The organism is Pseudomonas sp. GW821-FHT09C10, from assembly GCF_059418085.1.
This window is the reverse complement of the sequence record NZ_JBWKPE010000007.1, coordinates 79,291-99,325: the sequence shown is the minus strand read 5'-3', so window position 1 is coordinate 99,325 and position 20,035 is coordinate 79,291. Positions and strand designations below refer to the sequence as shown.

Annotated in this window: 22 protein-coding genes; 10 read left to right on the top strand and 12 right to left on the bottom strand. The window is 61.9% G+C overall.

The annotated features are described in order from the left end of the window. Positions 1 to 53 precede the first annotated feature (53 nt). Together AC07OT_RS15265 and AC07OT_RS15260 are read left to right on the top strand one after the other, a co-directional pair. On the top strand, positions 54 to 227 hold the full coding sequence (locus AC07OT_RS15265) for a DUF1427 family protein (protein WP_081744482.1): 174 nt from the start codon (positions 54 to 56) through the stop codon (positions 225 to 227). 30 nt (positions 228 to 257) lie between these two features. Next, positions 258 to 1,217 (top strand): quinone oxidoreductase family protein, encoded by a 960-nt coding sequence (locus tag AC07OT_RS15260; RefSeq protein ID WP_495108409.1) that lies wholly within the window; start codon positions 258 to 260, stop codon positions 1,215 to 1,217. Positions 1,218 to 1,233: 16 nt separating this feature from the next. On the opposite strand, the gene AC07OT_RS15255 is transcribed toward AC07OT_RS15260, so the two are convergent. The 3 genes from AC07OT_RS15255 to AC07OT_RS15245 form a co-directional block, all read right to left on the bottom strand. Next, positions 1,234 to 2,262, bottom strand: coding sequence for a purine-nucleoside phosphorylase (locus AC07OT_RS15255; RefSeq protein ID WP_495108408.1), 1,029 nt, complete (start codon positions 2,260 to 2,262; stop codon positions 1,234 to 1,236). 14 nt (positions 2,263 to 2,276) lie between these two features. Further along, complete coding sequence (locus AC07OT_RS15250; protein ID WP_495108407.1) at positions 2,277 to 3,224, bottom strand: nucleoside-specific channel-forming protein Tsx; 948 nt, start codon at positions 3,222 to 3,224, stop codon at positions 2,277 to 2,279. 155 nt (positions 3,225 to 3,379) lie between these two features. Then, complete coding sequence (locus AC07OT_RS15245; RefSeq protein ID WP_495108406.1) at positions 3,380 to 4,318, bottom strand: helix-turn-helix domain-containing protein; 939 nt, start codon at positions 4,316 to 4,318, stop codon at positions 3,380 to 3,382. Between the two features lie 210 nt (positions 4,319 to 4,528). Between AC07OT_RS15245 and AC07OT_RS15240 the strand changes: the two genes are divergently transcribed. Together AC07OT_RS15240 and AC07OT_RS15235 are read left to right on the top strand one after the other, a co-directional pair. Then, positions 4,529 to 5,839, top strand: a complete 1,311-nt coding sequence (locus AC07OT_RS15240; RefSeq protein WP_495108405.1) for an ABC transporter substrate-binding protein — start codon at positions 4,529 to 4,531, stop codon at positions 5,837 to 5,839. A gap of 21 nt (positions 5,840 to 5,860) precedes the next feature. Beyond that, a complete protein-coding gene (locus tag AC07OT_RS15235) occupies positions 5,861 to 6,634 on the top strand; it encodes an L-iditol 2-dehydrogenase (protein WP_495108404.1) in 774 nt (257 codons plus the stop codon). A gap of 138 nt (positions 6,635 to 6,772) precedes the next feature. Here the strand turns inward: AC07OT_RS15235 and AC07OT_RS15230 are convergent, their stop codons facing one another. Next, complete coding sequence (locus AC07OT_RS15230) at positions 6,773 to 7,465, bottom strand: NUDIX hydrolase (RefSeq protein ID WP_495108403.1); 693 nt, start codon at positions 7,463 to 7,465, stop codon at positions 6,773 to 6,775. A 146-nt stretch (positions 7,466 to 7,611) separates the two neighbouring features. On the opposite strand from AC07OT_RS15230, the gene AC07OT_RS15225 reads away from it, so the two are divergent. The 3 genes from AC07OT_RS15225 to nadE are packed head-to-tail and all read left to right on the top strand — an operon-like array spanning position 7,612 to position 10,302. Beyond that, complete coding sequence (locus AC07OT_RS15225) at positions 7,612 to 8,259, top strand: nicotinamidase (RefSeq protein WP_495108402.1); 648 nt, start codon at positions 7,612 to 7,614, stop codon at positions 8,257 to 8,259. A gap of 11 nt (positions 8,260 to 8,270) precedes the next feature. Further along, positions 8,271 to 9,488, top strand: coding sequence for a nicotinate phosphoribosyltransferase (gene pncB / locus AC07OT_RS15220; RefSeq protein ID WP_495108401.1), 1,218 nt, complete (start codon positions 8,271 to 8,273; stop codon positions 9,486 to 9,488). Between the two features lies 1 nt (position 9,489). Further along, positions 9,490 to 10,302, top strand: a complete 813-nt coding sequence (gene nadE, locus AC07OT_RS15215) for an NAD(+) synthase (RefSeq protein WP_495108400.1) — start codon at positions 9,490 to 9,492, stop codon at positions 10,300 to 10,302. Here nadE and AC07OT_RS15210 read toward each other — a convergent pair. Beyond that, the gene (locus AC07OT_RS15210; RefSeq protein ID WP_027607498.1) at positions 10,292 to 10,780 is read right to left on the bottom strand and encodes an Hcp family type VI secretion system effector; all 489 of its coding nucleotides are present in this window, start codon (positions 10,778 to 10,780) and stop codon (positions 10,292 to 10,294) included. The two genes, nadE and AC07OT_RS15210, sit on opposite strands and share 11 nt — an antisense overlap. Positions 10,781 to 10,965: 185 nt before the next feature. On the opposite strand from AC07OT_RS15210, the gene ssp4 reads away from it, so the two are divergent. Together ssp4 and AC07OT_RS15200 are read left to right on the top strand one after the other, a co-directional pair. Beyond that, on the top strand, positions 10,966 to 11,889 hold the full coding sequence (gene ssp4 / locus AC07OT_RS15205; RefSeq protein ID WP_495108399.1) for an Ssp4 family T6SS effector: 924 nt from the start codon (positions 10,966 to 10,968) through the stop codon (positions 11,887 to 11,889). Beyond that, positions 11,886 to 12,365, top strand: a complete 480-nt coding sequence (locus AC07OT_RS15200) for a hypothetical protein (protein ID WP_319804785.1) — start codon at positions 11,886 to 11,888, stop codon at positions 12,363 to 12,365. Before ssp4 ends, AC07OT_RS15200 begins: the two co-directional genes overlap by 4 nt. A 45-nt stretch (positions 12,366 to 12,410) precedes the next feature. Here AC07OT_RS15200 and AC07OT_RS15195 read toward each other — a convergent pair whose 3' ends face one another. From AC07OT_RS15195 to AC07OT_RS15165, 7 genes are read right to left on the bottom strand one after another with little or no spacing between them, the layout of a single operon-like run. Then, a complete protein-coding gene (locus AC07OT_RS15195) occupies positions 12,411 to 13,442 on the bottom strand; it encodes an ABC transporter substrate-binding protein (RefSeq protein ID WP_115489123.1) in 1,032 nt (343 codons plus the stop codon). A gap of 14 nt (positions 13,443 to 13,456) precedes the next feature. Next, positions 13,457 to 14,554, bottom strand: coding sequence for an NAD(P)/FAD-dependent oxidoreductase (locus AC07OT_RS15190; RefSeq protein ID WP_495108398.1), 1,098 nt, complete (start codon positions 14,552 to 14,554; stop codon positions 13,457 to 13,459). Further along, positions 14,551 to 15,894: an FAD/NAD(P)-dependent oxidoreductase gene (locus AC07OT_RS15185; protein WP_495108397.1), complete on the bottom strand. Its 1,344-nt coding sequence runs from the start codon at positions 15,892 to 15,894 to the stop codon at positions 14,551 to 14,553. The genes AC07OT_RS15190 and AC07OT_RS15185 overlap by 4 nt, the downstream gene beginning before the upstream one ends. Continuing rightward, positions 15,891 to 16,181, bottom strand: coding sequence for a (2Fe-2S)-binding protein (locus AC07OT_RS15180; protein ID WP_065939771.1), 291 nt, complete (start codon positions 16,179 to 16,181; stop codon positions 15,891 to 15,893). The genes AC07OT_RS15185 and AC07OT_RS15180 overlap by 4 nt, the downstream gene beginning before the upstream one ends. After that, positions 16,181 to 16,975, bottom strand: coding sequence for an ABC transporter permease (locus tag AC07OT_RS15175; RefSeq protein ID WP_495108396.1), 795 nt, complete (start codon positions 16,973 to 16,975; stop codon positions 16,181 to 16,183). Before AC07OT_RS15175 ends, AC07OT_RS15180 begins: the two co-directional genes overlap by 1 nt. A 4-nt stretch (positions 16,976 to 16,979) precedes the next feature. Beyond that, entirely contained in the window at positions 16,980 to 17,825 is an 846-nt protein-coding gene (locus tag AC07OT_RS15170; RefSeq protein WP_495108395.1) for an ABC transporter permease, read from the bottom strand. After that, a complete protein-coding gene (locus AC07OT_RS15165) occupies positions 17,822 to 18,850 on the bottom strand; it encodes an ABC transporter ATP-binding protein (RefSeq protein ID WP_065939768.1) in 1,029 nt (342 codons plus the stop codon). The genes AC07OT_RS15170 and AC07OT_RS15165 overlap by 4 nt, the downstream gene beginning before the upstream one ends. A gap of 240 nt (positions 18,851 to 19,090) precedes the next feature. Between AC07OT_RS15165 and AC07OT_RS15160 the strand changes: the two genes are divergently transcribed. After that, positions 19,091 to 19,921 (top strand): IclR family transcriptional regulator, encoded by an 831-nt coding sequence (locus AC07OT_RS15160; protein ID WP_495103074.1) that lies wholly within the window; start codon positions 19,091 to 19,093, stop codon positions 19,919 to 19,921. The last annotated feature ends 114 nt before the right edge of the window (positions 19,922 to 20,035 follow it).

Here is a 20,035-nt window from a genome sequence, read left to right as displayed (position 1 = left end):
TACCGGGATGGGCTCCCTACACTAAGCCCATCAACCCAACAGGCGTCGCCCCCATGAGTTACCTGATCTCCCTTGGCATTGGCCTTTTTGTCGGCGTGATCTACGGCGCCCTGGACTTCCGCTCGCCCGCACCGCCCGCCATTGCGCTGGTAGGGCTGATGGGCATGCTGCTCGGCGAAAAACTCTGGCCCATGGGGCGGCAGTTGCTCAGCGGTTGGTGGTCCTGATTCCTTTTCTCCCTTCGATGGATACTGGCAATGAAAGCACTGCAATTTTCCGCTACTGGCGACCTCGGCGCCCTGAGCTTCGTCGACGTCGCCACGCCGGTACCGGCCGCCGATGAAGTGCTGGTACAGATCAAGGCGGCGGGCCTCAACCCCAGTGACGTGAAGAACGTACTCGGGCGTTTCCCCTACACCACCGTGCCGCGCATACCTGGCCGCGACTTCGCCGGCGTGGTCGTGCAGGGGCCCCAGGCGCTGGTGGGGCAGGAGGTCTGGGGCACCGGTCGCGACCTGGGCTTTTTCGCCGACGGTTCCCACGCCCAATACCTCACCGTGTCGGCCAAAGGCGTGGCGCATAAACCTGCCCACCTGAGTTTTGCCCAGGCCGGCAGCCTGGGTGTGCCCTACACCACGGCCTGGGATGCGCTGCAGCGCAGTGGCGTGGGCAAAGGCACGCGCTTGCTGGTGATCGGCGCCAATGGGGCGGTGGGCAGCGCGGCATTAGCCTTGGGGAGGGTTCTGGGTGCCCAGGTGTTGGCGGCGGTGCGCAAGGCTGACCAGGTCGAGGTATTGCAGGCGCAAGGGTTCGACGCGATTGCGTTGGGCAAGCCCGAAGCGCTGGGCGCGCAGGTGAATGCGGTGTTCAAGGGCGGCGCCGATGTGATCTTCGACACCACCGGTTTCTGGCTGCCGGCGGCCGTGGCAGGCCTGGCGCCGTTCGGTCGCATCGCGATCATTGCCGCGCCGGTGGACGGTCACGTACAACTGCCGGCCCTGGCCCTGTATCGCAAGGGCGGCTCGGTGGTGGGGATCAATTCATTGCTCTACAACTGTGAGCAGTGCGCGGTGATGCTGGAGCAGTTCGGACGTTTTTTCGACGAAGGCTTGTTGCCGCTGCCCACCGGCCTGCGTGAGGTGGCGCTGGCCGATGGGGTGCAGTGCTATGAGGACGTGAATCAAGGCAGTGCGGACAAGATCATCTTGCTGCCTTGACCCATGTCGCTCCGCACTAGGCTTCTGGGACGCCTTTTTCCCACGCCTGCCAGTTCTTGAGGATCGCCTGTACCAGCGGGTTCCCCGTGCGGTACAGGTTTTCCAGCGCCGGTACGAACCCGCCCTGGTCGGCGTACTTGAGCAGGTTGTCGACTTCGCTGTAGCCGGGGTATGGGCGGTCGAAGTCCGAACCGGCACGTACGACGGCCAGGCGCTGGATGTCCACCAACCCCTCGCGGCTGGCGCGCAGCAAGGCTTCGTAGGTGGAGTTGTCTTCCTGTTGGGTGGTGCAGTACTCGCCTTTGTTATCCGTGAGCAGCTTGGTCCACACCTCGGCGCGTTCGCTCAGGCGCGTACCGGAGAACCAGGTGTTGCCCGCCAGGGTGTCGCAGCGGGTGACTCGCGGCGGCTGGTTGGCGGGGGCGGCGGGGTAGTGTTTGCGCCAGGCGGCGGACTCTTTGCTTTCCGTAAGTTCGACGGTGTGCGACAGGGCGAACGCCTTGGCCTGCAGCTTGGGGTTCAGCTCAAACACTTCGGTCTTGTAGTCCAGCGGCGGCTTTTCGTTGGGCCCCTTGGTGTTGATGCCAAGGTAGCCGGTCGGCCAATCCTTGGGCGCATCCCGCGAATCCAGCTCCCACTGGGTGCCGAACTCCACCAGGTAGTGGGCCCAGGCGGCAGTGCCGATGGTGCCGTGTTTCGGGCTGATCCCGGCAATCCCGGCGATCAGGAAATAGCTCTGGCGCAGGTCGAACTTGGGCGACAACGCCAGGGCCAGGGTGGACGCGGCGGCGTTGGTCTGGCCCATGCCGGTCACCAGCAGGCACACGTCCCGGGTGTTGCAGCGGATCACCGGGTATTCGGCAGACAGGCCGGGCACGCGCACTTCCTGCTTGAGTTCCAGGCGGTCGATCCAGGTTTGCGCCTCGGGGGCGAACATGGTGATCAGCATCACCTTGGGCCTGATGGGGGCAGCAGAATCAGCCAGCACCACATGGGGTAGCAGCGCCAGGCCTACGGCCATGGAGAGACGGGTAAACGTATTCATCTAATACTCCTTGATCAGAATTGGTAGCCCACGCCGGCGTAATAACCCCAGCCGTCGGAGCGGGCGCGGAAGTTACCCTCGCCGAAGTTCAACTCACTGCCATCTTCCCAGTTGCCGCCGTTATGAAAATAACGACCGACCAGGGTGAAGCGCAGGTGGGTGAAGGAATACAGCAGCACGTTGGTCGCCACCAGGGCGTTGGCGGTGCGCGCCGGGTTGTCCTTGTGCAGGCCCGAGCCGAAATCGTAGTTGGTGAAACCGATATAGGTCAGCGACGCACCGTTATCGAACTTGCCGATGGGCACGATGTATTTCATCTGTGCGCGGTAGCCATCCCAGGAATACTCATTGCTGGCGCCGTAGTTTTCCCACTGGTAACGCCCGTAGAAGTTCGCCGACAAGTTGACTCGCGAATGGGTGTCGATGTCCGTACCGAGGCCGCTGTACAGGGTGTTGGCGCGGTTGGCCTTATTGCTGCCGTGGTCGTAGATCCAGTCGAACGCCACATACCATTCCTTGAACGGGCCGATGGCCAGGCTGCGTCCGGCCAGGTAGTCGATGGAGATACGCGGCTCGTGCTCCATGAACACCGGCGAGCCATGGTCCCACGCGCCTTTGTCGTTACTGTTGCCGATGCCGAGGATCTTCGGCACGTCGATGTAGCCGTACAACTCGAAGGGCCCCTTGCGGCCGAAGTACTCGTATTCCAGGTACACATCATCCTGGGGCTTGGGGCCGAAGCTGATGTCTTTACTGCCGATCAGCGTCAGGTCCTGGTTGAACCATTCCGACAGATAGACGCCTTTTTTCGCCGGGCTGGCCTCAGGGCTCAGGGTTTCGCCCTGTGCTGAGTCATCCACGGGTTTTTCCTGCGCCAAAATGGGCGGGCTGAGTACTCCCGTTACGGCGGCCAGTAGCAAGGAAACACCAAAGCAGGCACGGGGCCTTGAGGTGGAGAGCATTGAAAATCCCTATTCGTACGCGGTTTGAACCCGATTCTTCGGGTCGTGGTGAACTTGGCGGTCAAGTTCGTACCGCAAACGGCTGCACAGGCTGTACCAACTTTGCTTAATGGCTTGAATGTCATGGAAAAAAGCAGAATTACTCGACCTTTTGATCAGAAATGACTGGGTGTCATTTTCTCGATGGGGTTGAACAGGTGTATCGGCGGTTCGCGGCGATATTCACTGGGCGTCTGGTGCATCTCGATCCGGAAGTGCCGGTTGAAGTTGGACAGGTTGGCGTAGCCCACTTCAAAACAGATATCCGCCACCGACATCTCGCTTTGCAGCAGTAACCGACAGGCGCGTTGCACGCGGAATTTGCGCATCAGGTCGATAAACCCATGGCCCGTGTTGCGCTTGAAGAAACGTGAGAAGCCCGGTTCGCTCATGTCCAGCTGCTGGGCGATCACTGACAGGCGCAGGTCGCCGGTGAGTTCGCGCATCAGGTAGTCGAAGGCCTTGTTGATGCGCTCGGCGCTGCGGGCGTCCAGGGTCGGGGCGTAACAGGGGCTGGCCAGGGCCTTTACCTGCTGCGCCGGGGCGTTTTTCAGGCAGTCGAGCAGTTGCAGGAACAGGATCAGCCGTTGCAGGCCGTGGGCGTTGCCGATGGCCTCCATCAAGCGTGCGGCCTGCACGGCGGTGTCGCCGCTGAACTCCAGGCCGCGCCGGGCCTGTTCGAACAGCGCGTGCAAGTCGCCGAGTTCCGGCAGGGTGTTGCGCAGGGCGAGGAGGGCGGCGCCGTCGAATTGCAGCACCACGTCACGGCCGGCCAGGTGTTCGCCGGGCGCCAGTTCGCCGATCCAGTCGTGGGGCAGGTCGGGGCCGATCAGCGCCACATGCCCGGCACTGAACGCACCGATATAGTCGCCCGCCACCAACTTGCCGCAGCCCTGGCGAATCAGGTGGATTTCGAATTCGGGATGGTAGTTCCAGCGCGCCAGATCGTAAGGGTAGTCGTGCTCGAACCAGCGAAAGCAGTGCTGCGGCTCGGGCAGGATCACCTCAAGCTCGGCGGGGCGGTGTTCGAACAGCTTGGCGCGACTGACGGGCATGGTGATGCCTCTTCTATGGGTGCAGTCGCCTCAAAATACGCGGGTGGCACTACCTGCGCTACCCCCGGTTTCGCCCGGCACTGATACTTTTTTGCGCCCTATGCAGCGGTTAAAAAAGTATCAGCCAGGCATACCCCAGGCGTTTGTGAGGGCCTGGCCCAAGCTGCTGTAATCGGCCCTCAACAACAAAAACAACAGGTGGAAACCGCTATGTCCAAGATTCCGCAAGCGTTGTTCCTGCTTTCCGGCCTGGCCTTGGCCATGCCGGGCCAGGCTGCCGATACCGTGACCATCGCTACCGTCAATAACAGCGACATGATCCGCATGCAACGCCTCTCCAAGGTGTTCGAGCAGCAGCACCCGGACATCCGGCTCAACTGGGTGGTGCTGGAAGAAAACGTGCTGCGCCAGCGCCTCACCACCGATATCGCCACCCAGGGCGGCCAGTTTGACGTGCTCACCATCGGCACCTACGAAACCCCGCTGTGGGGCGCCAAGCACTGGCTGGAACCGCTGACCCAACTGCCGGCCGATTACGACGCCGACGATATCTTCCCCTCGGTCCGCCAGGGCCTGTCGGTCAACGACACCCTGTATGCCTTGCCGTTCTACGGGGAAAGCACCGTCACCTACTACCGCACCGACCTGTTCAAGCAGGCCGGTCTGAGCATGCCCGCGCATCCGACCTGGACCCAGCTCGGTGAATTCGCCGCCAAGCTCACCGACAAGAACAACGGCCAGTACGGCATGTGCCTGCGCGGCAAGGCCGGTTGGGGAGAGAACATCGCGCTGCTGAGCACCATGGCCAACGCCTTCGGTGCGCGTTGGTTCGATGAGCAGTGGAAGCCTGAGTTGACCAGTCCCGAGTGGACCGCCGCCGCCAACTTCTACGTCAACACCCTCAAGCAATACGGCCCGCCCGGCGTGTCCAGCAACGGCTTCAACGAAACCCTGGCGCTGTTCAACAGCGGCAAGTGCGCGATCTGGGTCGATGCCAGCGTCGCCGGCTCCTTCACCACCGACAAGAGCCAGAGCAAAGTCGCCGACAGCGTAGGCTTCGCCGCGGCCCCCACCGAAGTCACCGACAAGGGATCCTCCTGGCTGTACGCCTGGTCACTGGCAATCCCGGCCACCTCCCAACACAAGGGCGCCGCCAAGGCCTTCATCGCCTGGGCCACGTCCAAGGACTACATCCAGCTGGTCGCCGATAAAGAAGGCATCACCAACGTACCGCCTGGCACCCGCCAGTCCACCTACAACGCGGCGTACCTCCAGGCTGCACCGTTTGCCCAGGTGACCCTGGAGATGATGCGGCATGCCGACCCCGCGCACCCGTCGGCCAAACCCGTGCCGTACGTGGGCATCCAGTACGTGACCATTCCCGAGTTCCAGGCCATCGGCACGTCCGTCGGCAAACTGTTCTCGGCGGCGCTGACGGGGGGCATGTCGGTCGAGCAGGCGTTGCTCCAGGCGCAGTCCACCACCGAGCGCGAAATGAAACGCGCCGGCTATCCCAAATAATCTTCAAAGGACAGATGCCTTATGAAACGACTCGAAGGTAAGAGCGCGCTGATCACCGGCTCGGCGCGCGGGATTGGCCGCGCGTTTGCCCAGGCCTATATCCATGAAGGCGCGACCGTCGCCATCGCCGACATCAACCTGCAGCGGGCCCGGGACACCGCCGCCGAACTTGGCCCGCAGGCCTACGCGGTGGCGATGGACGTCACCGACCAGGCTTCCATCGACAGCGCGATTGCCGCCGTGGTCGCCCAGGTCGGCAAGCTCGACATCCTGGTCAACAACGCGGCGTTGTTCGATCTGGCGCCCATCGTCGATATCACCCGCGACAGCTTTGATCGGCTGTTCTCGATCAACGTCGCCGGCACGCTGTTCACCCTGCAGGCCGCCGCGCGGCAGATGATTCGCCAGGGCCATGGCGGCAAGATCATCAACATGGCCAGCCAGGCCGGGCGGCGTGGCGAGCCGTTGGTGGCGATCTACTGCGCGACCAAGGCGGCAGTGATCAGCCTCACACAATCGGCGGGGCTCAACCTGATCAAGCAGGGCATCAACGTCAACGCCATCGCGCCGGGTGTGGTGGATGGCGAGCATTGGGACGGGGTGGATGCGCTGTTCGCCAGGCATGAAGGGCTGGCACCTGGCGAGAAGAAGCGGCGAGTGGGGGCCGAGGTGCCGTTTGGGCGGATGGGGACGGCGCAGGATTTGACCGGGATGGCGATCTTCCTGGCGTCCAAAGAGGCTGACTACGTAGTGGCGCAAACCTATAACGTGGATGGCGGTAATTGGATGAACTAATCCATACACCGCTCAAAATGTGGGAGGGGGCTTGCCCCCGATGGCGGTGGATCAGTCACTCTATTTGCTGACTGTCACACCGCTATCGGGAGCAAGCCCCCTCCCACATTTGAAGGTCATCGTTCTTGAAAAGGGTGCCTAATCGGCAAAACTGCGATCAAAGAAGTAAACCGCCCCAGGCTTCAGGTTCTCCACCGTCGCCTGGGGCCTGCCGCCTTCACCCTGCTTCTTGCGCCCCGTCTCGCGCAAATATCCCGCCTCCGTCAGCTTCAACAGGCGCTGGCGAATACTGGTCTTGAGCACCGGCCGCTCCAGCACCAGGGAAAAGATCGTGGTCGCCTCCGGCGCGCTGAATTCATTGCCCAGGAACATCAGCGGCAAGTTGCTGTACAGCGACTTGGAAAACAGCCGTTCCTGCACAGCCGCGACGATGCTGTTGTGATCGAACGGCAACTTGATGCTGCCATCAGCCACCGCCTTCAGCGCGAACCAGCCTTGATGCTCCCTCGGCGCCACCTCATGCGCGACGATCGCCAGGTAGTACGTGGACGACGACCAGCAACGCGGATCGCGAAACGCATCGCCCACCGTGCCCACTTGCTCGCTCCAGGCCAGCTCCAGGCCGACCTTGTCACTGACGCGCAAGCGTTCCACCGCATCCTGGAGGCTCAGATCTTGCACGCCGCCATTCACCACCACGCCCGGCAGCGCCCAATGCCCGGCGAAGGGCTCGGCTTCGCGTTTGTTCAGCAGCAGTTGGAGTTCTCCGGCAGCGCGGCAGTAGCACAGCACGCACAGGTCGACGGTATGGAGGTAGGGGCTAAGGGGCATGTGACGTCCTTCTGAACAGCGGTGGGGCACAGTCTAACGGATCGAACAGATATGTCATGTACCTGCGTCAGGATAGATAAATAAATGTTTCTTGCAATGAAAGTACATGACGTGTACTTTTGTTTCCAGGCCACAGGAGAACCGCCATGACCCTTGCGAAAACTGCCCTTGCTTCATTCGACGTCGATGCCCAGAAGAGCTTCACGCCGCTGTGCCCCAACGAGTTGCCGGTGGCCGGCGGTGACCGGATCGGTGCCGAACTCAACTACATGGCCAGCCTCGCCGGCCACCGCGTCGGCAGCAAGGACGCCCACACCCCGCACGCACCTTGGGTGGTCACGCAACACAGCGAGATGCTCAAGCCCACCGGCCTGGCCCACGCCGACGTGACCTGGGTCAGCCACTGCGTGCCGGGCACCGAAGGCTTTACCTTGCTCGACGAGTTGCCCACGCCCTATGACTACGACTACTTCATCTGGAAGGGCGTCGAACCCGACCTGCACCCCTATGGCGCCTGCTACCACGACCTGCACGACAAACTCTCCACCGGCGTGATCGAGTACCTCAAGGCCCAAGGCGTCAGCCGCGTGATCGTCGGCGGCCTGGCCCTGGACTACTGCGTCAAGACCACCGCCTTGCAACTGCTCAAGGCCGGCCTGGAGGTGGTCCTGCACCTGCCGGCGTGCCGGGGGATCAGTGAGGAGGGCGGTGTACAGGCCGTCAATGAGTTGCTCAAGGCCGGTGCCGTCATCAGCAGCACCCGCGAAGAACTGGCCGCGATGGCCACGCGTTAAGGAGATACACCATGGAAAGTGCCTACGACTACGAAGCCCCGGTGATCCAGGGCTTGCTCGACACCGACTACTACACCTTCACCATGATGCAGGCGGTGTTGCACCAGCACCCGAATGTCGATGTGGAATACAACTTCATCGTGCGCGCCAAGGAAAAGCTCGGCCACCTGATCCCCGAGTTGCGCGCCGAGCTTGAGAACATGGCCGGCCTGCAGATGCGCGAGGGCGAGTTGCGCTTTCTGTTCAACCCACGCTTTCGCGAATACCTGACCCCCGACTACGAACGCTTCCTCGGCCTGTTCCGCTTCAACCTGCGCTATATCCACGTCAGCGAAGTCGACGGCCAACTGAACATCCGCGTGGTCGGGCCGATGCTGCACTGCATCATGTTCGAGCAACCGCTACTGGCACTGGTCAGCGAGCTGCGCAACCGCGCCAAATACCCCGACGTGACCCTGGAAGACGTCACCCGCAAGCTCTACCAGAAGTTCGACTGGCTGGAGAAAAACCTCAGCCGCGACGAGTTGGCCGACCTGCGCGTCTCCGATTTTTCCACTCGCCGGCGCCTGTCGTTCAAGGCCCAGCGCGAAGTGGTGGACATCATGCGCCGCGACTTCCCCGGCCAGTTCGTCGGCACCAGTAATGCGCACCTGGCTTACGAATTCGACCTGCCGCTGATCGGGACCATGGCGCACCAGTGGATGATGGTGCACCAGCAACTGGGGCGGTTGCGCGAAAGCCAGAACGCCGGCCTGGAAAACTGGGTGCGTGAATACCGCGGCCGCCTGGGCATTGCCTTGACCGACACCATCAGCACCGACTTTTTCCTCAAGGATTTCGACCTGTACTTCGCCAAGCTCTACGACGGCCTGCGCCAGGACTCCGGTGACCCCATCGCCTGGGCCGACAAGGTGCTGGCCCGCTACAAACAGCTGGGTATCGACCCGATGACCAAGGACCTGATGTTCTCCGACGGCCTGAACTTCGAAAAATGCCTGCCGATCCTGCGGCACATCCGTGGCAAGGCCAAGTTCGGTTTCGGCATGGGCACCAGCCTGGCTTGCGATGTGGAAGGCGTCGAGCCGCTGAGCATCGTCATGAAGCTGGTGCGCGTACACGGCGAACCGGTGGTGAAGTTCTCCGATGACCCGGTGAAGAACGTCTGCGAAGACCCCTCGTTTTTGCAGTACGCAGCGAAGGTATTCAATGTCGGCAACGTGGAGGTGTGACATGCAGGAACGTATCGCGCAGGAACTCAATATCGATCGCACATTGGTGAAGGGCGGTGAAGCCCAGGAAATCCAACGGCGCCTCGACTTCATCAAGACCACCTTGCGCCAGTCAGGCTGCAAGGCCCTGGTCCTGGGCATCAGCGGCGGCGTCGATTCCCTCACTGCCGGGCGACTATGCCAACTGGCGGTGGAGCAACTGCGGGCCGAGGACTACGCCGCGCGCTTTATCGCCATGCGCCTGCCCTACAAGACCCAAGCCGATGAGCGCGACGCCCAGGCCTCGCTGGATTTCATCACCCCGGACCACATCGACACCCTGAACATCGCCGCCAGCGTCGACGGCCTGATGGCCAGCCTCACCGCCACCGAAGCCAGTGCCTCGCAGGTGGATTTCATCAAGGGCAACGTCAAGGCCCGCACCCGCATGATCGCCCAGTACGCCGTGGCCAACCTGCACAACGGCCTGGTGGTCGGCACCGACCACGGCGCCGAAGCATTGATGGGGTTTTTCACCAAATTCGGCGACGGCGCCTGCGACCTGGCGCCATTGTCGGGCCTCACCAAGACCCAGGTGCGCCTGCTGGCCAGTGCCCTTGGCGCCCCGGCGAACCTGGTGCACAAGCAACCCACTGCCGACCTCGAAGAGCTCGCACCGGGCAAGCTGGATGAGCATGCCTATGGCTGCACGTACGAGGAGATCGATGCGTACCTGATGGGTGAGCCAGTGAGTGAGCGGGTACGGGCGATTGTCGAGGGGGCGTATAGCAAGACAGCGCACAAGCGCGCGCTGCCTGTCGTGCCTACACCTTGATATTTTCGCGAATGTTCCAGCCGAACCGGATGGCCCCGCCATCCTTGCCGCCATCGGCTTTCTGTGGCTGGTAACTGACTTCCACCTTGGCGAAGTTAAGGCTGATTTCTTCCGTCAGTACGTCATTGGTTGCCGCTGCACGCGTGTCGTAAGTGGCAACCATGACCTCCTTCAACGTGATCACCAGATACTCCACGCTGCTGTCGCCTCCAGCCTTGCGCACCACAATGCGTGCTTCGGGGTAATGCTTGCCGGTGGCACAGGCCATCATCAGGTTTGGGGTGGATTTATCCAGTGTCTTCTCAATCGCGATATTCGCCATATTGACCTTGCCCGCGCCGCCGCCCGTACCGCTATGCATGGAGCCGGATTGGGACAGGCTCCAACCCCAACGGGTGATATCGATTTCATCACGATGCACCTGGTCCCTGGACTCGCCCTTGATGTCTCCCAGCTTCAAAAACATATCGGTCGCCATGTTCGCTCCTTCTCTGATCGTTCGCCGGTGGTGGCGCGGGGCGTACTTTTCCTATTCCCAGGATTGACTACAAGACGCTGAGGCCAGATCGGGAAGTGCCTGTCTTAAAAAAGGAAACCTTCCTACATTCCTGGCAGATATTGATTCTTTACGCTCTGCGCTCTTGTGAATTCAGGAGTAAAGGAATGGCCACCAGCTTATTGAAGGACGGTTTCCCGAAGGCTCACCTCACCACCCGTGAGCGGGTAGAAAGCAGCATTGACCTGCGTCGACTGTTTGCTGTGATCGACGCTGATCCTGCAATTGCCGGGGCAGGGGTGGTTTACCTCGACGCCCAGTTGTGGCCGGTGACGTTGCGTGAGTTTCAGCCGATTTGCAGTGTGTTGCCCAAGCGCGTGATCTTGCGGGAGATGCCGAGGTCGATGGCGCGGTTGGATTTTGTGCGGCGGTTGGAGCATGAGCCGAGGGAGTCGCAGCTTGTATTCGAAGCCATCAATACGTCCTTGTCTTGCGGGGCTGCAGTGTTAGGTTGGATTGTTGTCCTGAGTGGCTCGGTGGCGACTCCGTTTACAGCGGGGGTCAGCAGTTTTGTCGTTACGGCGGGCGTCTCCGCGGCAATTGCCAGTTCTGCCCAATGTGCGATTGGTGCGGTTAGAACCTTCAACGAACAATACCGTCCGGCCGAAAACGATCATATGGATGATTCCGACTGGTACAACACTGTTTCTCCGATACTCGATGGCGTTTCGCTTGTAGGGATTGGTGCGGGTACGTTGACTACGGTGCGACTGCTCAAAGCCAGCAAGAAATCATTAGGTAAAAGTTGGTATGAACTCTTGAGAGGTCTGACACGCCAAGAGCGAAAAAAACTGACTAATGAACTGTTGGCCCTGAGAGATCCTAGCTTGACCACTAAGATACTCAAGCTAAAGCAGCGAGCTGGAGGACTGCCGAAGAGTTACAGTTCCGACCAAATTCGTCATGCCACGTTGACTCAGTTAAAAGATGTTTTGGGTGGGGGCTTGGGCTTGGCTGGAAGTTACCAAAATGGTCACGTTGGAAGTGCAGCGACGATTGTAATTGGTTTGTACGAGGAGATTATAGAGTGAATGAATCGCTTATTAGCTTTCTCACTCGTTACTTTCCAGTTTTCATGGGCACTATATTCATGGCTATCTTTTCAACAGCCATGCTGACTGTTCTTGTTGACGAAACCTATTTGCGCGAGCTTGACCAGCCATTGAGAACTGAATTGTCTGGTTGGGGACTACTGTTGCTGACGTTCTTTTTCGGATTTGCCAATTTTATGATTGCGAGAGGGCGCTCATGGGCCGCCAATTTGTTAATGGGCTATTTCGCTTTCTGCCTGATGCTAGTGATATCGACGATTCAATACCGCCCGCATACCGTGGCGTTTTCTCTAGGGGTGGTGTTTCCCCTCCTTGGGTTACTTGTGATCAATACTGACCGTCATCGAGAAATGCGGCAGAAATTGTTTGAAATCCGCATTCAGCGGAATGCGGTGAGAGCGACCTATAAAAAATATTCCAATAAACTCAAAGCCAAGGCGCGCAGGGCAAGATAAGCGTAGCTCCCACGTCAACCACGTGGGAGTGACCGCTATGCCAGCCTACCGCTCAATCGACCGACTCCACCGCGCATTCCACTCCGGCCGCGCCTGGTTCACCTGGTCCCAATCAATCGAAATCGCCGTCTGCAAATACCCCTGCATCGCTTCCACCCGTGCACGGGTCTTGTCGGTGGTCGGTGTGGTTGGGTTCGACGGGATCTGGTCGCCTTCTTCCAGTGCCGGGGCCTGGGCCTCGGCGGTCAGCAGGAAGGCGGCGAGTTTCTGCGCCAGTTCCGGCTGGTCATTGCGCGCAATCACGCATTCGGCGACGTTGAGCACCACCGCGCCTTCCTTGGGCTGTGCATATTCCATCGGCACGCCGAGCAGTTTCTGGGTGGCGACCTGGGTCGGGGTGAGGGGGAAGATCGCGGCTTCGTCGGTCTGCACCATCTCGGAGATCTTCGCCGAGCTGGCGATGTATTCCAGCACGTTGGGGCCGACGGTTTTTGGCCAGGCCTTGAAGCCGGGCTCCACGTTGGTTTCGTCGCCGCCCTGCAGGCGGTTGAACATCAGGAAACCGTGCAGGCCGAAGGTGGAGGAGGCCAGGGATTGGAACACCACTTTTTCCTTGAACCGTGGGTCGGCCAGGTCCATCCATGAGGTCGGCGCGGCCCAGCCTTTTTCCTTGAACATGCGGGCGTTGTAGCCCAGGCCGGTGACGCCCAGGGTCACGGCCACGGCTTGGTCCTTGATCTTCGCCTTGTCCGGGATCTGCGCCAGGGTCGGGCTTGGCGCCAGTTTGTCGCACAGGCCCATGGAGATGGCGCGGTACATGATGCCGTCGTCGAGGAACATCACATGCATCTGTGGGTTGTCTTTGTTGGCCTGGACCTTGGCGAGGATGTCCGACGAGGTGCCGGGGACGATCACCACCTTGACGTTATTGGCCTTCTCGAACGCGGGCAACACCTTGTCGGCGTACACCCGTTCCATGGTGCCGCCGTTCATGCCCAGGTACAGCGTCGGTGCGGCGTGGGCGGTGGAGGCGAGCAACGTGAGGGACAGGCAGGACAGCGCGATACGTGGGTTCATGGATGTTTTTCCTCTCAGGCTTGGAAACGACGGATGGAAAACGCTTCGATGGGTTGGCGGCTGGCCCCGTTGCAGACGATCTCTGCCAAGGCTTCACCGACCGCAGGACCGAGCTGGAACCCGGCGCCGGCAAAGCCGAAACCGTGGAGCAAGCCCGGTTGGGTGCTGCTGGGGCCGATCACCGGTTCATGATCGGGTAGATAACCTTCGGTGCCGCTCCAGGTGCGAATCGCCTGGGCACCCTTGAGGAACGGGTACAGTTCGCCGGCATTGCGCAGGATCTCCAGCACCGCCGCTTGCCCCGGACGCGCCTGTTTAGGCCCGAGGGCAAAGCCGCGACCGCCGCCGAGTATGCAATTGCCCCGGGCCACCTGCCGCGCATAAATCCCGCCGCCTTCAACACCGGTGCTGACGTTCATCACCACCGGCAGCGGTTCGGTGACCAGCATGGCCGGGTGCGCCGACATGATCGGCACCGGCTCGCCAAATTGCGTGGCGAGGGTGCCGGCCCAGGCGCCGGCGCAATTCAATAACCAAGGGGCCTGCAGGTGCAGGCCGTTGGCGCAGTGCACGTGGAAATGACGGCTGTCATGTTCGATCCGCACCACGTCGGCCTGCTCGTATACCGATGCGCCAAGGCGTTGCGCGGCGCGTGCGAAGGCAGGCGATACCAGGCGCGGGTTGGCGTGGCCGTCTTCGGGGCACAGTGAGGCGCCCACCGCGATATCGCCGACCCAGGGGAAACGTGCGCGCAGTTCGGCGTGATCGAGCAACTGCAAGCCCAGGCCAAAGCCTCGGGTGTGCTCGGCATACGCCTGCAACGCGGCGAAATCCCCATGACTGCGTGCCAGTTTCAAATGGCCGGAGCGCACGTATTCGCCATCGATACCGATCAACCCCGGCAAGTCGGCCCACAGCTGATGGGCGCGCTGCGACAACGGCAACTGATGCAACGGCCGACCCTGGCGCCTGACGCCGCCGTAGTTCACCCCGCTGGAATGCGAGCCACAAAAATCGCGCTCCACCAGGGCCACGCGCTGGCCTTTCTGCGCCAGCATCAAGGCCGCTGAAGCACCGACGATCCCGCCGCCCAACACGATGACATCGATCATGGCTGCCCCTCCACGCCAAACGGCAGCGGCTTGATCGGTGCCTGGCCACGCAAGCGGCCGACGTTTTCAATCCCGCGCCCACTGCGCTCGGCGACTATTTCCGCCGCCGCCAGCCCGCACATGCGGCCCTGGCAGCGCCCCATGCCGACCCGGCAATGGGCCTTGACCCGGTTGATCTCCCAGTGGCCTTCATCCACCACGGCGCGTATATCGCCGACACTGACTTCTTCACAGCGGCACACAATCAATTCATCCGCTGCCTGCGTCGCCCAGTCTTCGGGGAAGGGGAACGCCGTTTCCAAACCCTGGCGAAAGCGCTGGATGCCTGCCAGTTGCTGCTCCAGCACAGCGGGGCGGCGATGATCGATGGCCACGCCCGCATCTTCCAGCACCGCCAGCGCCGCCCGCTCACCGGCCATCTGTGCGGCATCCGCACCCATGATCCCGGCGCCGTCGCCTGCCAGGTACACGCCTTCGCGGCTGCTGCGCCCAGCACTGTCCCGTCGCGGCAACCAGGCACGGTTCAAGGCATTCCATTCAAATTCACAGCCGAGCAGATCCGCCAGCTGGGTTTCGCTGCGCAGGGCATGGGCGAAGGCCACGGCGTCACAGGCCAGCCCCTGCGTATCCCAACGAATACCGCTGACCCGCTGTTCACCCTCGATCTGTTGCAGCGTCGCGCCCTGATGCACCGGCACCCCATGGGCGCTCAGCCAGGCGCGGTAATACATGCCCTTGGCCAAGGTCGCCGGTTGCCCGAGCAGCGCCGGCAACGCACGGCACTGCGCACTGAACGGCGCGCTGTCGAGCACCGCCACCACCTTGGCGCCCGCTTTGGCATATTGATAAGCAACCAAGTACAGCAACGGCCCGCTGCCACAAAACGCCACGCGCTCGCCGATGGCGCAGCCCTGATACTTCAAGGCGATCTGCGCCGCGCCCAGGCTGTAGACGCCGGGCAAGGTCCAGCCCGGCACAGGCAGGATGCGGTCGGTGGCGCCGGTGGCGACGATGATCCGCGAATACTCGACGCTCTCGGCACGGCCGTTATTGAGCATATCCAGACGATCATCCTCGGCATTCCACACCAGGGTTTCCGGCCGGTAGTCGATCAACGGCGCCAACTCGTCCAGGGTGCGGTGCACGGCTTCAGCCTTGCTCGCCTCAAAACCGTATACCTGCTTGGCCGTACGCTGGAATCCCAGGGGTTGGCGCCGATAGATCTGCCCACCACCGCGCAGGCTCTCATCCACCAGGCACGCCTGGATGCCATGGTCGAGCAGGGTGCGCGCCGCGCTGATTCCCGCTGGACCGGCGCCCACAATCACGACCGGCTTCATGCTTGGCGCCCCGGTTCGCGGCTGATCGCTAGGCCTTCTTCGAGCAGCGTCGAACAGGCGCGCACACGGCGCCCATCCGCCAGCCGCACCCAGCAATCCTGGCAGGCGCCCATCAGGCAGAAACCGGCGCGGCGTTCGGCGCTGAAGTCGCTGCCGCGCAGGTGCTCGGCGCAGGTCAGCACGGCGGTCAGCAGGGTGTCGCCGAGCAAGCCGGTGGCCGCTTGCCCGTCGAGGGTGAAGGCCAGGGCGGGGCGCTCGGTTTCGGCTAATCGTTTGAACAAGGCCATCAATGTTTTCCCACCAGCACGCGGTCCAGGCCGTAGACGCGGTCGAGCAGAATCATGGTCGCCGCCGTCAGCGCGATCACCAGCGCCGACACCGCCGCCATCATCGGGTCGATGGACTCGGTGGCGTACACATACATGCGCACCGGTAGGGTTTGCGTGGCCGGCGAGCTGACAAAGATCGACAGCGTCACTTCGTCGAAACTGTTGATGAACGCCAGCAACCAGCCCCCGGCCACGCCGGGCAGAATCATCGGCAGGGTGATCTGGCGAAACAGCGTAAAACGCCCGGCGCCGAGGGATTCGGCGGCCTGTTCGGCGCTGCGATCAATGCCGATGGCCGCCGCCAATACCAGGCGCAGCACATACGGTGTGATGATCACCACATGCGCGAGCATCAACCAGGTAAAACTGCCGTTGACCCCCATCAGTGCAAACAGGCGCAGCATTGCCACCCCCAGCACCAGGTGCGGGATGATGATCGGCGACAGGAACAGCGCGCTGAAAAAGTCGCGGCCGAGGAACTGATAGCGACTGATCGCCAACGCCGCCGGCACCGCAATCAGCGTCGCCAGCGTGGCGGCGGTAAAGGCCAGGACCAGGCTGTTGTAGAACGCCTGGATAAAATCGGCGCGCTCGAACACCGCGCGAAACCAGCGCAATGAGAAGCCCGAGGTGGGCAGGCTCAAGGTGTTCTCTGGCGTGAACGCCACCAGGCACACCACCACCAGCGGCGCCATCATGAACAGCACCACCAAACTGTGGAAACCAAGGGCCAAAGGACCGTTTCTGGACATGCGCTTAAACCCCCAGGGACTTTTTGTAGCGGCTTTCGAGCATGCGGTTCCAGCTCAGCATGATCAGCAGGTTGAGCAACAGCAGCACCACCGCGATGGTCGCCCCCATGGGCCAGTTGAGTTCCGAGAGGTATTGGTCGTACACCACGGTGGCGACCATTTTCAGGCGCCGCCCGCCCAGCAGGCCGGGGATCGCAAACGAGCTGGCGGCCAGGCCGAACACGATCAGGGTGCCGGACAACACCCCCGGCATGACCTGGGGCAACACGATTTTGCGCATCACCGTGGCCTGGCTCGCCCCCAGCGACAAGGCTGCCTGTTCGGCCGATGGGTCAAGCTTTTGCAGGGAGGTCCACACCGGAATGATCATGAACGGCAGCATCACGTGCACCAGCGCGATAATCACCGCGAACGGGGTGTACAGCAGCTTCACCGGGCGCCCGCCGAGCGCCTGGATCACCTGGTTCACCAGGCCGTCGGCGCCGAGCAGCAGGCTCCAGCCGAAGGCGCGCACCACCACCGAAATCAGCAGCGGCGTGAGGATCAGGATCAGGAAGATCGAGCGCCACGGCGTGCCCATGCGACTGAGGATGTAGGCCTCGGGCACGCCGATCACCACGCACAGCAGGGTCACCAGCGCGCTGATCCAGAAGGTGCGCCAGAAGATCTCGTAAAAGTATGAGTCGCTGAACAACGCCAGGTAATGGGCCAGGGTCCACTCATCTCCCTTTATGCCCACCTGGTAGTCGAACATGTTGAACGACAGCACCAGGGTCAGGCACAGCGGCAGGAGCAACAGGCCGGCAAACAGCACCAGCGCCGGCAGCGAGAGCCAGTAACCCCGGCTCATGGGTGCACCTCATCCGCTGCCAGCACCCGCAGCAGCCCGGCTTGCCAGTCCAGGCCGACCGCTGTGCCGTTGCCCATTGGTGCGCTGCCATCGTTGCTGCGCACTACGGTGATTTCGCCGAGAGGGGTGTGGACGCGGTACAGCCATTGGCTGCCGAAGAAGTAGCGGTCGAGCACTGTGCCTTGCAGGCGACCCGAACCTGCGTCTACCAGGCTGATTTTTTCCGGGCGCAGGCTCAGCGTCAGCTCGCCGTGGCCGCTTTCGTGGCGGACTTGCGGCGTGCCCAGCTGGTCGTAGTCGCCCGGCAACAGGTTGGCCTTGCCGACGAAGTCCGAGATGAAACGGGTGCGCGGGTGCTCGTAGAGTGTGTACGGCGCATCAATCTGGGTCACGCGCCCGGCCTGCATCACCACCACGCGGTCGCTGATGGACAGTGCTTCGGCCTGGTCGTGGGTGACCATCAAGGTGGTGATGCCCACGGCGCACTGGATGCGGCGGATCTCGAACTGCATCTCTTCGCGCAGGTTGGCGTCCAGATTAGACAGCGGTTCATCCAGCAGCAGTACCGGCGGTTCGATCACCAGGGCGCGAGCCAGGGCCACGCGCTGGCGTTGGCCACCGGACAACTCCCGTGGGTAGCGCTCTGCGTGGGGGGCAAGTCGCACCAGGTCGAGCACGGTCTTGACCTTGGCGGCGATCTCCACGGCCGGCACTTTGCGCATCTTCAGGCCGAAGGCGACGTTGTCGCGCACACTCATGTGCGGGAACAGCGCATAGCTTTGGAACACCACGCCCAGGCCACGGCTGGCGGGCTTGGCGTGGGTGATGTCGCGGCCGTCGAGCAGGATTTGCCCGCCGCTCACGTCGACGAAGCCGGCGATCATTTGCAGGGTGGTGGTCTTGCCGCAGCCCGAGGGGCCGAGCAGGGAAACGAACTCGCCTTTTTCCACCGCAAGGTCGGTGGCGACCACCGCGTCGACGGCGCCGTAGCGTTTGCTCAAGGCGTTGAGTTGGAGAAATGCCATGTCTGCGTTCCACCTTTTTGAGTCGCGTCGAAACGCGCTTTTTTGTTTTGGGCAGATGCGAAAAGGGTATTGCGGGTGCGTTGGCGCTCGATCTGGGTCGGCTGCCGTTAGTTGTTCATTTCGCCCCTGTGGACGCAGATTAGGACGAAGACTAGGATGGGCGAAAGATGGAATTTCACTCAACGGACTACTATTTTCAGTTTTATTCGTTCATCAAAATTATAAGTGAGATTAAGTGTTATGGATTCCATTGAGCGGAATGAAACCCATAAGGAAGTCGGCGCTGGCGGGGTGTCTCGGCTGTTTGCGCTGCTGCGGGCCTTGGGTGAAGTGCCCGAGGGCGGCGAGCGCGTGACCCAGCTCGCGCAACAGGTCGGTTTGTCCCAGCCCACCACCCATCGCCTGCTGCGCAGCCTCATGGATGAAGGCATGGTCGAGCAGGACGCGCGCAGCAAACGCTACCGCCTGAGCCTGGAGTTCTTCGCCCTGGCGGCCAACGCGGGCAAGACCGGTAACCTGCGCGACCTGGTGCGGCCAAGCTTGTTGCGCCTGAGCGCTTCACTGGGGGATTCGTTGTTCCTGCTGGCGCGCAGCGGCTTCGATGCGATTTGCCTGGATCGCAGCGAAGGCCCGTACCCGATCCGCACCTTCACCGGCGATATCGGCGGCCGCGTCGCGTTGGGCGTGGGGCAGGGCAGCCTGGCGATCCTGGCGTTTTTGCCGGAGGAAGAGCGCGAGACGGTGATCCGCTACAACCTGCCACGGCTCAAGGACTTCCACCTGTACGACGAAGTGCTGTTGCGCTCGGAGGTCGAGAACGTGCGCACCCTGGGCTACGCGGCGCGCAATACCGGGGTGCTGGAAGGCATGGCCGGGTTGGCGGTGCCGATCCTCAATCGCGATGGGCATGCGGTGGCGGCGTTGAGTGTGGCGACCATCAGTGATCGATTGGGGCCGAGCCGGTTGCCGATGGTGGTGGAGTTGCTCAAGCGCGAAGCGACGGCGATCGGGCCGCGCATCAACCCATTTGACCCGACTTTGCGCCGGCCCTCGATGGCTTTTGGCGATTGACCTGGGCGGCGTTGAACCAGAAGGCGATGCCTACTTGGTCGTGAGGGTTTTTCTCTAAGTGGTACGGGGCTTGGTCTGAACATGGAAATATCATGTTCGTGCAGTCGATTGTCC

Excerpts from the sequence above, each read along its gene's own strand:
- ssp4 (WP_495108399.1), top strand. The coding sequence starts at position 10,966 with ATGGCCACCAGCTTATTGAAGGACGGTTTCCCGAAGGCTCACCTCACC.
- AC07OT_RS15170 (WP_495108395.1), bottom strand. The coding sequence starts at position 17,825 with ATGAGCCGGGGTTACTGGCTCTCGCTGCCGGCGCTGGTGCTGTTTGCC.
- AC07OT_RS15185 (WP_495108397.1), bottom strand. The coding sequence starts at position 15,894 with ATGAAGCCGGTCGTGATTGTGGGCGCCGGTCCAGCGGGAATCAGCGCG.
- AC07OT_RS15160 (WP_495103074.1), top strand. The coding sequence starts at position 19,091 with ATGGATTCCATTGAGCGGAATGAAACCCATAAGGAAGTCGGCGCTGGC.
- AC07OT_RS15210 (WP_027607498.1), bottom strand. The coding sequence starts at position 10,780 with ATGGCGACCGATATGTTTTTGAAGCTGGGAGACATCAAGGGCGAGTCC.
- AC07OT_RS15225 (WP_495108402.1), top strand. The coding sequence starts at position 7,612 with ATGACCCTTGCGAAAACTGCCCTTGCTTCATTCGACGTCGATGCCCAG.
- AC07OT_RS15195 (WP_115489123.1), bottom strand. The coding sequence starts at position 13,442 with ATGAACCCACGTATCGCGCTGTCCTGCCTGTCCCTCACGTTGCTCGCC.
- AC07OT_RS15240 (WP_495108405.1), top strand. The coding sequence starts at position 4,529 with ATGTCCAAGATTCCGCAAGCGTTGTTCCTGCTTTCCGGCCTGGCCTTG.
- AC07OT_RS15260 (WP_495108409.1), top strand. The coding sequence starts at position 258 with ATGAAAGCACTGCAATTTTCCGCTACTGGCGACCTCGGCGCCCTGAGC.
- AC07OT_RS15265 (WP_081744482.1), top strand. The coding sequence starts at position 54 with ATGAGTTACCTGATCTCCCTTGGCATTGGCCTTTTTGTCGGCGTGATC.
- pncB (WP_495108401.1), top strand. The coding sequence starts at position 8,271 with ATGGAAAGTGCCTACGACTACGAAGCCCCGGTGATCCAGGGCTTGCTC.
- AC07OT_RS15165 (WP_065939768.1), bottom strand. The coding sequence starts at position 18,850 with ATGGCATTTCTCCAACTCAACGCCTTGAGCAAACGCTACGGCGCCGTC.
- AC07OT_RS15245 (WP_495108406.1), bottom strand. The coding sequence starts at position 4,318 with ATGCCCGTCAGTCGCGCCAAGCTGTTCGAACACCGCCCCGCCGAGCTT.
- AC07OT_RS15230 (WP_495108403.1), bottom strand. The coding sequence starts at position 7,465 with ATGCCCCTTAGCCCCTACCTCCATACCGTCGACCTGTGCGTGCTGTGC.
- AC07OT_RS15175 (WP_495108396.1), bottom strand. The coding sequence starts at position 16,975 with ATGTCCAGAAACGGTCCTTTGGCCCTTGGTTTCCACAGTTTGGTGGTG.
- nadE (WP_495108400.1), top strand. The coding sequence starts at position 9,490 with ATGCAGGAACGTATCGCGCAGGAACTCAATATCGATCGCACATTGGTG.
- AC07OT_RS15235 (WP_495108404.1), top strand. The coding sequence starts at position 5,861 with ATGAAACGACTCGAAGGTAAGAGCGCGCTGATCACCGGCTCGGCGCGC.
- AC07OT_RS15190 (WP_495108398.1), bottom strand. The coding sequence starts at position 14,554 with ATGATCGATGTCATCGTGTTGGGCGGCGGGATCGTCGGTGCTTCAGCG.
- AC07OT_RS15180 (WP_065939771.1), bottom strand. The coding sequence starts at position 16,181 with ATGGCCTTGTTCAAACGATTAGCCGAAACCGAGCGCCCCGCCCTGGCC.
- AC07OT_RS15250 (WP_495108407.1), bottom strand. The coding sequence starts at position 3,224 with ATGCTCTCCACCTCAAGGCCCCGTGCCTGCTTTGGTGTTTCCTTGCTA.
- AC07OT_RS15255 (WP_495108408.1), bottom strand. The coding sequence starts at position 2,262 with ATGAATACGTTTACCCGTCTCTCCATGGCCGTAGGCCTGGCGCTGCTA.